This is a genomic window from Streptomyces sp. NBC_00659, assembly GCF_036226925.1.
Classification (GTDB): domain Bacteria; phylum Actinomycetota; class Actinomycetes; order Streptomycetales; family Streptomycetaceae; genus Streptomyces.
Genome location: NZ_CP109031.1, coordinates 1,734,598 through 1,748,216, shown reverse-complemented (window position 1 = coordinate 1,748,216; position 13,619 = coordinate 1,734,598). Strand labels below are relative to the sequence as shown.

General features: G+C 70.6%; 12 protein-coding genes. 3 read left to right on the top strand and 9 right to left on the bottom strand.

Annotated elements, in window-relative coordinates:
• The first annotated feature begins 73 nt into the window (after nucleotides 1-73).
• A complete protein-coding gene (locus OG410_RS07380) occupies nucleotides 74-529 on the top strand; it encodes a helix-turn-helix transcriptional regulator (protein ID WP_329298389.1) in 456 nt (151 codons plus the stop codon).
• On the opposite strand, the gene OG410_RS42550 is transcribed toward OG410_RS07380, so the two are convergent.
• The 8 genes from OG410_RS42550 to OG410_RS07345 all read right to left on the bottom strand — a co-directional run bounded on the left by OG410_RS42550 (nucleotide 505) and on the right by OG410_RS07345 (nucleotide 7,803).
• On the bottom strand, nucleotides 505-609 hold the full coding sequence (locus tag OG410_RS42550) for a DUF6893 family small protein (RefSeq protein ID WP_376453418.1): 105 nt from the start codon (nucleotides 607-609) through the stop codon (nucleotides 505-507). The two genes, OG410_RS07380 and OG410_RS42550, sit on opposite strands and share 25 nt — an antisense overlap.
• Before the next feature lie 17 nt (nucleotides 610-626).
• Entirely contained in the window at nucleotides 627-1,187 is a 561-nt protein-coding gene (locus tag OG410_RS07375) for a hydrogenase maturation protease (RefSeq protein WP_329298388.1), read from the bottom strand.
• Nucleotides 1,184-2,635 (bottom strand): hypothetical protein, encoded by a 1,452-nt coding sequence (locus OG410_RS07370; RefSeq protein WP_329298387.1) that lies wholly within the window; start codon nucleotides 2,633-2,635, stop codon nucleotides 1,184-1,186. The genes OG410_RS07375 and OG410_RS07370 overlap by 4 nt, the downstream gene beginning before the upstream one ends.
• 1 nt (nucleotide 2,636) lies before the next feature.
• Nucleotides 2,637-3,281 (bottom strand): DUF6084 family protein, encoded by a 645-nt coding sequence (locus OG410_RS07365; protein ID WP_329298386.1) that lies wholly within the window; start codon nucleotides 3,279-3,281, stop codon nucleotides 2,637-2,639.
• Complete coding sequence (locus tag OG410_RS07360) at nucleotides 3,278-3,907, bottom strand: DUF5947 family protein (RefSeq protein WP_329298385.1); 630 nt, start codon at nucleotides 3,905-3,907, stop codon at nucleotides 3,278-3,280. Before OG410_RS07360 ends, OG410_RS07365 begins: the two co-directional genes overlap by 4 nt.
• Nucleotides 3,904-4,815: a NifU family protein gene (locus OG410_RS07355; RefSeq protein WP_329298384.1), complete on the bottom strand. Its 912-nt coding sequence runs from the start codon at nucleotides 4,813-4,815 to the stop codon at nucleotides 3,904-3,906. Before OG410_RS07355 ends, OG410_RS07360 begins: the two co-directional genes overlap by 4 nt.
• A gap of 73 nt (nucleotides 4,816-4,888) precedes the next feature.
• Nucleotides 4,889-6,670: a nickel-dependent hydrogenase large subunit gene (locus OG410_RS07350; RefSeq protein ID WP_329298383.1), complete on the bottom strand. Its 1,782-nt coding sequence runs from the start codon at nucleotides 6,668-6,670 to the stop codon at nucleotides 4,889-4,891.
• A gap of 50 nt (nucleotides 6,671-6,720) precedes the next feature.
• Nucleotides 6,721-7,803 carry a hydrogenase expression protein HypE gene (locus OG410_RS07345; protein ID WP_326789186.1) on the bottom strand — a complete coding sequence of 361 codons (1,083 nt, stop codon included), beginning with the start codon at nucleotides 7,801-7,803 and terminating at the stop codon, nucleotides 6,721-6,723.
• 339 nt (nucleotides 7,804-8,142) lie between these two features.
• Between OG410_RS07345 and OG410_RS07340 the strand changes: the two genes are divergently transcribed.
• A complete protein-coding gene (locus OG410_RS07340) occupies nucleotides 8,143-9,849 on the top strand; it encodes a subtype B tannase (RefSeq protein ID WP_329298382.1) in 1,707 nt (568 codons plus the stop codon).
• 252 nt (nucleotides 9,850-10,101) lie between these two features.
• Here the strand turns inward: OG410_RS07340 and OG410_RS07335 are convergent, their stop codons facing one another.
• Nucleotides 10,102-12,099, bottom strand: coding sequence for an SMI1/KNR4 family protein (locus tag OG410_RS07335; protein WP_329298381.1), 1,998 nt, complete (start codon nucleotides 12,097-12,099; stop codon nucleotides 10,102-10,104).
• Nucleotides 12,100-12,358: 259 nt separating this feature from the next.
• Between OG410_RS07335 and OG410_RS07330 the strand changes: the two genes are divergently transcribed.
• Entirely contained in the window at nucleotides 12,359-13,558 is a 1,200-nt protein-coding gene (locus OG410_RS07330) for an oxygenase MpaB family protein (protein WP_329298380.1), read from the top strand.
• Nucleotides 13,559-13,619 lie beyond the last annotated feature (61 nt).

The window sequence follows — 13,619 nt, the reverse complement described above, 5'->3', positions numbered from 1 at the left end:
CCGCCGACCCGTCGCCCGGCGCCGTCGCGCCCGGATGTGAGGCCCGCGCATGGCTGGTTACCCTGAGAGCACGATGACCGGGCAAGAGGTCGAGCGACGCGCTCTGCTCACCCCGGTGCTGCTCCTGTTGCTGGCCGAACGCCAAGGTCATGGCTATGAACTGGTGCAGCGCCTGGGCGCTTTCGGCTGCGGCGACGCGGACCAGGCGCATGTGTACCGGCTGCTGCGGGGCATGGAGAGCAGCGGTGAGGTCACCTCGCACTGGCGCGCCTCGGAGAGCGGCCCCGCGCGCCGTGTCTACGCGATCACCCAGCAGGGCGCCATGAACCTCGCCCTGTGGTTCGTGCGCCTGGGTGAACTCCACGGCGCCCTGCACCTCTTCCTGGAGCGGTACGTGCAGCTCGAGGACGTCGGTGGCCGCGCGGGCCGCGACGGCGGGAGTCCGCGCACCGGCGGGCGTCCACCGGATCACGAGAGTCCGCCGGATCACGGGCACCCGCCGGATCACATGCGCCGCATGCGCAAGTAGCGGCGGATGTCCGACAGGTTCCTCGCGACTCCGTAGGCCACTACGAGGCCCGCGGCCAGGCCAACCCATTGCCATTCCATCCTTGCCTCCATCGGTGTCAGCTCCTCCGGGCTACGGAGGGAGCGCGGCGTACCAGGTCGAGCACCAGGTCGGCGGCGGCGTCCACGGCACCGGCCACCGGGGGAGTCAGGCCCATGCCCTCGCCGGTGTCGCGGGGTTCGCAGCCGATGACGTACACCTCCTCCGGGAGGGTGCCGCCCGCGCCGGCGTGCAGATCGTGCAGCAGGGCCAGCACACTGGCCGGGTCCATGGCGTGGGTGTCCAGCGGGCCCGGTGCGGACCGTGCCGTGGGGGGTTCGGGGCCGACGTCGATCGTGTAGAGCGTGCCCGGCGGACCTTCGCGGCTGACGAGGTCCACCAGCACGAGCGTCCGGTAGCCCTCCAGCAGCCGGTAGGCGAGGTGCACCCCGCGGATGCCGGCGTCCATCAGTTCGACGCCGGGCGGCAGTTCGGGCGTGCGGGCGGCGAGCCGTCGTACGGTCTCCACCCCGAAGCCGTCGTCCTGGAGGAACACGTTGCCGACCCCGGCGACGAGAGTCCTGCCGGTCCCGCCCTCCTCGGCCGGACGGGACGCGCCGGTGCGGACGGGTCCGGTCATGTCGCCTCCTCCTCCCGCTCGTTCAGCGGTGCCACTTCGTCGGGCTTGAAGTAGAGGAAGCGGCCTTGGGCCCGGCGCACGTCGGTGCCGGGGTCGTCGTCCACGACGACCGCGAGATGCGTCTCGCCGTCGAGGTCACCGACCACGGCCTCGACGGTGGCGCGCCGGCCGCGGAGGAAGGAGTCCTGGGCGTCGGAGCGCCGGGCGCCGGGGGTGAGCCTGACCCTGCTGCCGGCCCGTACCGTCTCGCCGTCGACGACGACGGCGTCGGGCACCTCGGCGGCCCCGGCGTCCTGCGCCGGGTCCCACCAGGGATGCCCGGATCCCTGAGGCAGACTCAGTCCGGTGCCGGTGCCGGTGCCGGCAGCGGCGGGGAGCGGCTCGTCGCCGCCGTCCTCGCCGGTGATCTCGCGCAGCCCCCGGATCGCCCCGTGCAGCCGCTCGCGGACCGCGTCCGGCATGTCGTCGACCAGGTCGATGACCCCGGCGGCCCGGGCGTCCGTGCCGCGGGCCTCCCGCTTCTCCCGGTCGGTGAGCGCGGCCGTGCGCAGCGAGAGGATCTCGTCGATCTCGGTGGCGTCGTAGAGGGGCCCCGGGCTCTCCTCTGCGACGGCGGGATGGTCCTCCAGGATGATCGGCGAGGACAGCATGACGTCGTCCGTGCCGGGCGGGCCCGCGAGCACGGGCCAGGTGCGGTCGTTCCGGCAGCTCGCCGCGGCCGGGCGGGCCCACTCCGGCGGGTCCGTCAGCGACAGGAACCGTCCCCCGGGGACGCCGAACAGCAGATGGGTTCCGATCAGGCTGTGGGCGAGGGCGGTCTCGCGGTCGGCGTCGGCGTCCTCCGGGACGACGGTGGTGTTGTGCACGCTCACCGTGAGCCGCAGCACCCGGTAGGGCCCCGGCAACTCCTCGACACGCGGGCGCAGTTCGCCGGTCAGCCGCAGTCTGCGCCGCACGAGTCGGCCCAGCGCCCGGCCCTCGGCGTCGGTCACCGGCTCGTACTCGACGGCGTCGGGGAGGTCGAACCGTACGGCGTGGACCGACGCCTGATCGCCCGTCAGTTCATCGAGCGACTCATGGATCAGGACGCGTTCCTCGTGCCCTTCGTCCCAGGGCACCAACACCCGGTCGGGAAGGTCGAGTTCCGGAACCTCCGTGTATCCGCCGTCGGCGTCGAGCCGTTCGACCGTGCGCCGCCGGACGTGCAGGAAACGCAGTTCGGCGTGGAGGCGGTCGCCCTTGCGGGGCTCCAGCAGACACTCGGTGCGCTGGACGGAGTGTTCCCCCGTCGTGGCGGTCCAGGCGGGCGGCACCAGGACGCCGAACTGCCAGCGGAGCTGGTTCTTCGCGGCGGAGGCGCGGTAGGGGTAGAGGACGTATCCCTCGAACAGGACGGCGTCCGCCACCGTACGGGCCTGTTCGAAGCGGTCCTCCAGGGGATTGCTCATCTCAGTCGGCCCCCTTCTTCGCGTCGGCGGTGGCGAGGAGTTCGTCGAAGACCCGCTCCCAGGACGGCAGGGCGCGGGCGGACCGGTAGCGGCGCAGCTCGTCCAGGACGTCCAGCCGGACGCGCAGCCAGCCCGAGTTGGGGAAGTACTCCTCGATCATGTTCCGCCACACGTCCACCGGCATCCGGTACGACGTCTCCTTGTGCCAGGGCACGGGCTCGGCCCGGAAGCCGTCGTGGCCGGTGAACACCGTGCCGGAGAAGAGCAGGAGCAGCGGGACCTCGCCGCGGGACAGCGCCCGGAAGTACGAGGCGGACGCGACCTCGGTGTCGTAGGTGCAGGGCACCGGGAGATCGACCTCCGTCGAACCGGTGAACCCCGGGACCGTGATGGAGGTGTGGGCGAACTGCAGCGGCTTGAGCGTGCTGCTCCAGCGGCTCGGCTCGCCGAACAGGTCGCCCAGCATGCCGACCTCCTCCGGCTCGTACGAACGTCCGGCGGGCTCGATACGGATCTGGCAGCGCAGCGCGACGGCGTGTACCGGCCGGTGGTCCGCCTCCTCGATGCGCAGCCCGAACAGCAGCGCGGGCCCGGCTCCGTACGGTTCGGGGCGCACGCCGGTGCAGGTGAACCGGAGATCGGTCACGGGGCGCCCCCGGAGATCTCCAGTGGCCGGGCGGCCGCCGTGATCCGTTCCAGGAACTCCGCGATGTCCGCGCGTGCCTCGGCACCGCCGTCGAAGCCCTTCCAGTGCAGCCGCATCCGGCCGACCAGTTCGTAGCAGACGTCGACCGGGACGAGCGTGCAGGTCACCGAGCCGTCCCGGCCGCGGTGCAGCAGCAGCGCCTCCACGTCGGGTTCCAGCAGCTCCGCCAGCCGGCTGCGGCCGAGCACCGAGTCCCACGTCCCCGGATCGAGTTCGCTCTCGGTGGCGCCCGCCGGGCTCGGATAGAAGGCCGCGAGCCGGCCGAGCTCGGAGTTGCGGAAGAAGAAGGCGAGCGCGACGGGGATCTGGAGCCGGTTCCAGTCGGCCTCGTCCAGGACGAACCCGGGATCGGCGAGATACCGGTCCGGGACCGCCCGGAAGCGGCCCTGTCCCGCGCCCGGCCGGGTGAAGAGCAGGTGGCAGGGCGGGCAGGAGCACTTGAGGGATCGCCGGGAGGTGTCGACGAGATGCCGGTGCTCGGCGGGCAGCGGCTCCCCGCACAGGTCGCAGCGCTCGCCCTCGGGCGGCGGCCTGCGGGTGAACTGCCTGAGGACGTCGGCGGTCATGGCCCCGCCCCCAGGAGCTCGCCGGGCAGTGCCACCCGCACCGCCCCGTTCTCCTCCAGCAGCGGTACGGGATCCAGGTGGCCCCGGTCGCCCCGGCCGGCCCGGCGGACGTCGAACGCGGCGCCGCAGCCCGCGCAGCGCAGTAGTTCGCCGTCCAGGACCGCGGGCGCGAGGCCCGCGGCGCACAGGGGGCAGCGGTCGCGGTAGGCGTACAACTGGCCGGGCAGACGGACCAGCAGCAGCGCGCGGCCCGCGACCTCGGTGACCCCGGTGGCGCCGTCGCCCACCGGCAGCGAGTGCGGGCCGAGTTCGTACCAGCGCGCCGTCTCGTCCGGTTCCCCGGACGGCGCCGCCTCGCCCGGAGCGTCGTCCGGGCGGTGCGGCAGGATCTGGAGCAGTGCGGGCTGCGGGCTCTCGGCGGCCATGCCCTCGACCTCGATGTGCGCGACCTCGGGGGCGATCCGGGCGACCGCCTCCTCGATGGTCCAGCGCACGGTCTGGGTGGAGGACGGACAGCCGTCGCAGCTGCCGCGCAGCCTGAGCCGCAGCGTCGGGCCGTCGGCGGCCTCCATGTCGAGCCCGGCCACCTCGACGTCGCCCGCGTGTGAGCCGAGGTAGGGGCGGACCTTGTCCAGGGCCCGGCCCACCCGGGTCGCGGTGTCCTCGGGGTGCAGATCGTGCAGGATCAGCAGATCGCTGACCAGTTCGTCGGCGGTGAGGACGGCGAGGGGATCCGCGCCCTTCGGGGCGGAGCGCAGCAGGCGTACGGTCCGGGCCAGGCCCTCGCCGTAGAACTCCATGAGGCAGCGCACCAGTTCGTCCGCGACATCGCGCGCCTCCGGTCCCGCCTGCCGCGCCAGCTCGTCGAGCAGTGCGCCTATCCGCTCACCCGTCTCCTGTCCGGCCATCGGCAGGCCCCTCTCCTGAGGAAGGTCGATCGCGAGGAAGGTCGGTCGCGATGAACGTCGGATCCCGGGAAGGTCAGCCGGCCAGTCCGCTCAGCCCCGTCGGCATGTGCGTCTGCTCGACGGTCTTCCCGCCGCCGACGTACATGTGCACGCCGCACGGCAGACACGGGTCGAAGCTGCGGACGGCCCGCATGATGTCGATGCCCTTGAAGTTCTCGGGCGGGTTCTCCTCGAAGATGGGGGTGTTCTGCACCGCGTCCTCGTACGGGCCCGGTGTGCCGTAGGAGTCGCGCACGCTGCCGTTCCACGGAGTCGGCGGGTACGGGTGGTAGTTGGCGATCTTGCCGTCCCTGATCACCATGTGGTGGGAGAGCACACCCCGGACCGCCTCGGTGAAGCCGCAGCCGATCGATTCGTCCGGCACGTCGAACTTCTCCCAGGTCTGGGTGCGTCCGGCGCGCACCTCCTCCATCGCCTGCTCGGCGAAGTGGAGGGCGGCCGCGGCGGCGTAGGCCTGGAAGTAGGTGCGGGCCCGGTTGCGTTCGAGGGCGTTGCTCCACTGCGGGATCTTCCACTCCAGCGCCATCTCCGGCTTGGTCATCGTGCGCGGCAGGTTGATCTGCACGCTGTGCCCGGTGGCCTTGATGTAGCCGATGTCGACGAGTCCGGACAGGGCCGTGGACCACAGCCGGGCGATCGGGCCGCCTCCGGTGTCCAGGGCCAGATGGTCGGTGCCGTCGAACCAGCGCGGCGACATGACCCAGCTGTACTTGTCGTCGAAGTCCCGCTTCTGCGGGGCCGGGATGGTGTGCTGGTTCCACGGGTGCCGTTCGTCGATGGGGTTCCCGAGCGGGTCCTGCTCGACGAACTTCTCCATGCCCGACCAGTCCTCGTAGTACGAGCTGCCGAGCAGGATCCGGATGCCGAGGTTGATGTCGACGAGGCTGTTGGTGACCAGCTTGCCGTCCACGATGACACCGGGGGTGACGAACATCCGCCGGCCCCAGTTCTCCATGTTGGCGTACTGGAAGTCGCAGTACTCCGGGTCGTTCAGCGCGCCCCAGCAGCCCAGCAGCACCCGGCGTCTGCCCACTTCCTCATACCCGGGCAGCGCCTCGTAGAAGAAGTCGAAGAGGTCGTCGTGGAGCGGGACGACCCGCTTCATGAACTCCACGTAGCGGGTGAGCCGGGTCAGGTAGTCGGTGAAGAGCTGGATCGTCGCGACCGTGCCGACACCGCCCGGGTAGAGCGTGGAGGGGTGCACATGGCGGCCCTCCATCAGACAGAACATCTCCCGTGTGTAGCGGCTGACTTGAAGCGCCTCACGGTAGAACTCGCCCTCCAGCGGGTTGAGCGAGCGCATGATGTCGGCGATGGTGCGGTAGCCGTGGTCGGCCGCGTGCGGGGCCTCGGTGCGCTCGGCGAGTTCGAGCACGCCGGGGTTGGTCTCGCGGACCATCCGCTCGCAGTAGTCCACACCCACCAGGTTCTCCTGGAAGATGTTGTGGTCGAACATGTACTCCGCGGCCTCGCCGAGGTTGATGATCCACTCGCCGAGGTGCGGGGGTGCCACGCCGTACGCCATGTTCTGGGCGTAGACCGAGCACGTGGCGTGGTTGTCGCCGCAGATTCCGCAGATCCGGCTGGTGATGAAGTGCGCGTCGCGCGGGTCCTTGCCGCGCATGAACACGCTGTACCCGCGGAAGACGGACGAGGTGCTGTAGCACTCCGCGACCCGCTTCGCCTTGAAGTCGATCTTGGTGTGGATGCCGAGACTGCCCACGATGCGGGTGATCGGGTCCCACGACATCTCCGTGAGGCCGTCACCGGCCGGCTTGTTCGTCGCCGTCGCCATGGTGCCGCGCCACCTTCCTGTCGAGTGTCCTGCTCAGCGGGTAACCGTGGTCACCACGGGGCCTTGTAGCCGGTCGTGAGCTCCTCGCTCCTGCCGCGCCACTTCGGTTCCTTGTCGACGGTCTTCGCGGTGATGTTCCGCAGTCGTCGGATGACGGATCCGTAGATCCCGCTCGCCGTCGCGGACACATGGCCGCCCGGCGGCTCGTCCATGAACGGCATGAACTTGTCGGGGAAGCCCGGCATCGTGCAGGCGATGCAGATCCCGCCGACGTTCGGGCAGCCGCCCACGCCGTTGATCCAGCCACGCTTGGGCACGTTGCACTTGACCACCGGGCCCCAGCAGCCGAGCTTGACCAGGCACTCCGGCGATCCGTACTCGCTCGCGAACTGCCCCTGCTCGTAGTAGCCGGCGCGGTCGCAGCCCTCGTGCACCGTGGCGCCGAACAGCCAGGTCGGCCGCAGCTCCTCGTCCAGCGGGATCATGGGCGCCGCGCCCGCCGCCTGGTAGAGCAGATAGAGCAGGGTCTCGGAGGCGTTGTCCGGGTGCACGGGGCAGCCCGGGATGCAGACGATCGGAATGCCCGCCTTGGACTTCCACTCCCAGCCCAGATAGTCCGGCACTCCCATGGCGCCGGTCGGGTTGCCCGCCATCGCGTGGATACCGCCGTACGTCGCACAGGTGCCGATGGCGACGACGGCGAGCGCCTTGGGGGTGAGCCGGTCCAGCCACTCACTGGTCGTGATGGGCTGACCCGTCTCCGGATCGTCCCCGAAGCCGCACCAGTAGCCCTCGGGCTTGACCCGCTCGTTCGGAATGGACCCCTCGACGACCAGCACGAAGGGCTCCAGCTCGCCCCGGTCGGCCTTGAAGAACCATTCCACGAAATTGTCGGCGCCCTCCACGGGCCCGCACTCGAAGTCGATCAGGGGCCAGTGCACCGCCACCTTGGGCAGCCCGGGCAGGGCGCCGAGCGCCAGTTCCTCGATGCTCGGCTGGGTCGCGGCGGTCAGCGAGACCGAATCCCCGTCGCAGCTCAGCCCCGCGTTGATCCAGAGAATGTGGACGGTCGGGTCCTCCTGCGCGTCGTCCTGCGCGGCCGGGCCCGCCGTCGTCGCGGTCGGGGCGTCCATGAGCCCTCCTGGAGTCAGCTCATTCAGGTCATAGCTGGCCAAACAGCCACTCCCATGGTTACCGCCCGGGAACGCCGGCGGTAAGTGCGAACGGGCCCTATCGCCGCCCCGCACTGGCCGCCGGATGGCGCGAAATGTTTGCAAAATTGCTGGGTATTTTGTTAACAATCTTGTAGCGTGCGTGACGCCTTGGGCCCGAGGTGTCAGTGGATCACTCGTTACACAACAAGAGGAGACCCCATGCAGTGGCTCTCGGAATCCTCCGATCGAGCAGCCTCCGCCCGTCCGGCGGGTGAACGGGCAGGACGCGCCCCCGGCCGCGGGCGCCGGGTGAGGGGCATGGCGATAGCGGGCTCCCTCGCCCTGACGGCGCTCGCGGTGCCCTCGTCCGCGGTCGCGGCCCAAGGGCGTACCGCGTCGCACGCTCATGTCGTGGACCCGGAGGACGCCGCCCTGGCCTTCGACGCCGGCGCCTACACGACGCTCACCGTCACGGTCGACGGCCAACCGGTCAAGGTTCGCTCCTACAAGGAACTCTGCTACGTCGCCGCCCCGGTCGCCGCGGCCGCGCAGCAGTCCGGCATGTCCGGTACCACCACGATCAGCAATACCCGCTGCGGCTACCAGAGCATGAACGTCTTCGTGCCCGAGAGCGCCTTCGACGACCAGCGTGCGCCGGTCTACTTCGCGGTGAACAACGCGGGCTGGATGGCCAGTTACATCAAAGCGAGCGTCACCGACGGCTCGTCCTACAACAGCGCGACGAGCAACGTCGGCGCGGCGCTGAAGGCCGGCTTCGTCTTCGTGGACGTCGCCAACCGCAGCCGTGGGCTGATCGGCGCCGACGGCTCCTCGCCGGGCAAGGCCCCCGCCGCGGTGGTCGACGCCAAGGCCGCGGTCCGCTACCTCCGCCTCAACGACGCCACCATGCCCGGCAGCGCGGAGCGGATCGTCGTCAACGGCACCAGCGGCGGCGGCGCGCTGTCCTCGATCCTGGGCGCCTCCGGCAACAGCGCCGAGTACGACTCCTACCTCGCCGCGATCGGCGCGGCGGGCGTCGACTCCAAGGGCCGCAGCACCCTGCGCGACGACGTGTTCGCGGTCGACGCCTACTGCCCGATCACCGACCTCGGCAACGCCGACGCGGCCTACGAATGGCTGTACAACGCCCTCGGCACCCGTGACGCGACCGGCTCGAACGCCACGCCCGAGGACGCCGCCGAGATCGCGGCACAGTTCCCGGCGTACGAGAAGAGTCTCAGGCTCCGCAACCCGGACGGATCCAAGCTCACCGCCGACGCCATGCTGGACACCATCAAGAAGGAGGTCGTCCGCTCCGCCGAGACCTACATGAAGGCCGGCCCGGCCAACACCGTGCCCGCGCTCGGGGCCACCTTCGACATCACCTCCGGCGGGCCCGGCGGGTCCACCACGAAGTCGTACGTGAACGACTGGATCGACGTCGACAACGCGGCGGACAAGGTGCTGTCGGTCGACATGGCGAAGTACCTGAAGTTCGTGGCCACCCAGGCCACGTTGAAGACGACGCCCGCCTTCGACGCCGTGGGCGTGCACGGGAACACCACCAGCCGGACGGAGACCAACCTCTTCGGCCCGTACACCCAGAAGTACATGAACTACACCGAGTGGAGCTGGAACCACAACGACGTCGCCGGTGACGGCAGCGGCCTCGACGACACCGGGCTGACCTGGGACCAGTACACCGCGGAGAAGAGCACGGACCTCGACGACCAGATCCACCTGATCGACCCGATGGACTTCGTCGGCACGAGCGCCGACACCGCGCCCAACTGGTACGTGCGCAACGGCACGCGTGACCGGGACACCGCGTTCATCATCTCGATCAACCTGGACCGGGCGCTGGAGGCGGACAAGCAGGTCAAGAACGTCGACTACCGGCTCGCCTGGAACCAGCCGCACGCCGGCAACTACGACGTGCCGGAGGCCATGGCCTGGATCGCCGACGTGGTCGAGAAGGCCGGAGACCCGCTCGCCACTCCTCACCACGGCTCCGCCGGACGCTGACGCCGTGGCAGGCGAGGTTCGCCCGGCGGTGCCGGGCATCGCCTGCCACGGCGCCTGCCGCACCGCGTGAGCGATCGCCGAACGCGGGGTCCCGTCCTGGTGGGCGGGGCCCCGCACCGGCCGGAGCCGTCGGCCCGGCCGCTCGCCGATCGACCCGGGTCCGCCGCTCCCGACGGCTCGCCGACCGGTCCCGGGTCCGCCGCTCCCTGCTGCTCGTCGGCCGGTCACCGGCCCGTCGCTCCCGCGTGCCCCTTACTCGGTCACCGAGTCGGCTTCCCTCCGCTCGCTGTTCGTCGGGCCTGAGGTCATCGGCTGCGTCCGGATCACCATGTAGCCCTCTCCCTTCCCCGGAGGCCGTGTCCAGGAGCGGGTGGTGAACGTGTGCAGCCGCCCTCGCACGATCGCGTGACGCGGCAGACGGACGGCGAACTCCCCGGCCACCGCTTCGAGCAGCGGCCGTTCCGCCTCGGCACTGTCCTCCACGGCACCGAAGAACCGGTCCGGGTCGAGCGCCTCCGGTATCTCCCCGTTCCGTCGGACCTCTCCGTCGGCGTACGTGAACGCGTATTCCTCGGTGCCGTCCCGCGCCACCGAGAGATGGAAGAACGGCTCGCCGTGCCTCGTCCTCAGGCCGCTCCACACCACCACCGCACGGGTGCCCGCACTGGCGCCCGGGGCGGGGGAGACGAAGCGCTGCCGGCCGAACGGGGCCGGAACTCCGTCGAAGGCGAAGCTCCAGCCGCTGTCGGCCCGCCCGACCGCCATGAGGGCCCTGTCGTCGTAGGAGGAGAACTCCCGCTTGCCCCGCAGCGCTCTGCCGCGCGCCTCCCAGAGGGTCAAGGGTTCGTTCAGCCCGGTGCCGTCCCCGCCTCCGGTGCCGTCCCCGTTCCCGTCCGCGCCTCCGTCCCCGTCCCCGTCCGCCAGGCGTCCGGGCAGCTCCTGTGGCTCCGCCCCTTCCACCAGGACGAACCGGTACGACGTGCGGTTGTTGCCCCCGTCCGGCTCCGCGAGCCACGCGAGGCCGCCCGGGTCGAGCCCGGGTGTCGGACGCGGTGCCTCACCGGTCTGCCCGCCCCTCGGCGTGGACAGCAGTTCCCGGCCCCGCTCCGGGGTCAGCAGTGGCCCGAGCACGGGGTCGGCCACCCACCCCAGCGGCGCCAGGTGGTCGGGCCCCAGCGGCTCCCACAGCGGCACGGCGTTCATCAGCGTCCGCCACGCCTCGTCGCCGTCTCCCCAGCGCGCCAGCTCCCGCGCCCGCTCGACGGCCTCCCCGAACGGCCCGGCCGGAGCGTACCGGTAGGTGCCGTTCCGCACCTGCTCCAGCGTCGCGTAGGCAAGGGACTCCAGGTCGTCGTCGGCGCCCCGAAGGTGGAACTTCAGCGTGGAGTCTTCGTGGTTCGAGTGCGCCGCGTGTTCGGCGACCAGCGGCGGCAGCAGATCGGGCGCGTACCGCGGATCCGTCACCAGGTCCTCGAAATACACCATGGAGGTCTTCCCGAGCAGACGCCGTATCTGGTCACCCAGCCCGGCGGCCCCTGGCCTGCCGTACTCCTTGGCCTCGTCCAGCATCTCCACGGCCCGCTGCCAGCCGCCGAGAAGAGCCTCCCGGCGGGCCTCCTCCACCCGGGAGTCCTGCTCGCACGTCGTGTCGTTGACGAACGCCGGCTCGCCCTCGCCCCGTCGTGCCCGCAGGCTGTGGAACTCGCGGTGCATCTCCCGCATGAACTCCAGGAAGTTCGCGTGCCGCTCGGGTGGCGCGGCCCGCCAGCCCGCCCATGTGTACACGGCCCACTCGCCGTTCTCGTCCACGTCCTCGGGATCCATGAGGACGTAGGTGGCGTCGGACTCCACGTCGAGCTGCAGCCCGCGCCGCCAGATGTCCACCTCTCGCCGCTCCTCGGGCCCGGCGTCCTCCTCCAGATACTCCTCGAACGAGTCCCCGAGGCCCGACGCGTCGTTGTGCCAGTTCGCGTCCTGGGTCCCCGCCAGCAGCCATACGAATCCACCTGCGTGCCGCCACCCGTCGCTGACCTTGAGGAACTCCCGGTACGACGGGGGCATCCGCCGGCCCAGGCGCTCCTCCATGGCGGCGATGCGCTCCTCCGACGCGGGCGGGAACCCCAGCCACCGTGCCTGCCGGGCGGCCTCGTCGTCCTCGCCCCGCGACTCGTCGTCGGGCAGGGAATCCGCCCATTCCCCGCTGCACTTGAGCAGGAAGGGGCGCCAGTCGAATGCCGTGGATTCGCTCATGGACACGATGCTGCCACCCGCCACTGACAACGCTCCGCCGTTCACGGCCGAGCGGGGAGCGGCCGCGGAGAACCGGCGGGACCCGGGCCGACATCGGCGGCGAGCCTTCGGTCACCACCATTGCCGACCGCATCGCACCTCGCTATGTTAATCGAAAATCACATCTGTGTGACATGGTTCATCACGCATTGATCATGCAACTGGCAAGGCTGTCAAGGCATTTGGAACTGTCTGGCCCTTCAGGGAAGCAGGTAAGTCAATGGAGAACCTCAGCAGGCGAAAGGCTCTGTCGCTCGGTGTCGCACTCGGCCTCGTGGGCGTGGTGAGCCCGGCCCAGGCGTGGGCGTCGACGGGCTCGGCGACCGGAGCCGCCGCGGCGACCGGTCCCGAGTGGATCTGGGACAGCGCGGCGGACCCTCTGATGGCTTCGATGCTCGACAACGGGCACGTGCCGACGATCAACTCGGCATGGGCGTCATGGGTGAACAACAACGACCCGCTGCCCAGCGGTGTGCCGGCCGAATTCGCGGCCTACCTTCAGCAGGTCAACGTGCTGCCCTCCTGGGCCGACCACGCCAAGCTGGCCCGTGCCGCCGACTTCAACCGGCGCAGGGACACGTACCTGTTCATGCTGTACGGCCTCGGCAGCGGAATCATGAGCACCGTGATCCCGCGCGAGGCGAAGAGCGTCTACTGGTCCGCCGGTGGCGCCAACATGCAGGACCGCGCCGCCAAGACGTTCACGTTCGGCTACGACCTGTCCCAGCTGGGAGCCTTCGAGCCGACGGGACAGTTCGTCGTCACCGCCAACAAGACACGCGTGGTGCACGCGGCGGTGCGTCACCTGCTGCCGCAGTCGCCGCACTGGAGGGCGGTCACCGACGAGACCACTCCGATCAGCGCCGCCGACATCCTGGTCACCTTCCACAGTCTGGGCACCTACGTGCACCGGAAGCTGCTCGACTGGAAGATCCCGTTCCCGGCCGCGGACCAGGAGGCGTTCCTGCACTCGTGGCAGGTCGCCGTCCATCTGCTCGGTGTGCCGGACGAGCACATCCCCCAGACATGGGCCGCCGCCGAGAAGCAGTCGGCGCAGGTGCTCACCCCGATCCTCACCCCGACGACCGAGGGCATCGCCCTGGCCGAGGACCTCCTCGGTCTGACCGCGCAGGTCGACCTCGGCGTCACGCGCGGGTTCCTGAACGAGTTCGTGCGGTACGTCCTCAGTGACGAGGTCGGCGACTGGCTGGGACTGGCGCGCGACTACGCGTCGGCGGCCCTGATCCGCACCGCGTGGCCGGCGTACGTCCTGTTCCGTGAGGGGCTGTCGCCCATCATGCCCGGCACCTTCTACGTGTTCGACCAGTTCATTCGCGCCCTGGCGATGCTGTTCCTCAACAGGGGCGCCTCCGGGAGCACCACCCCCATCACGATCCCCACCGCGAACAGGGCGGCCTGAGCCGTCGATCGGGTCCCGCCCGGTACCCGCCCCGCGGCAGACGCCCCGAGGGGCGGGTATC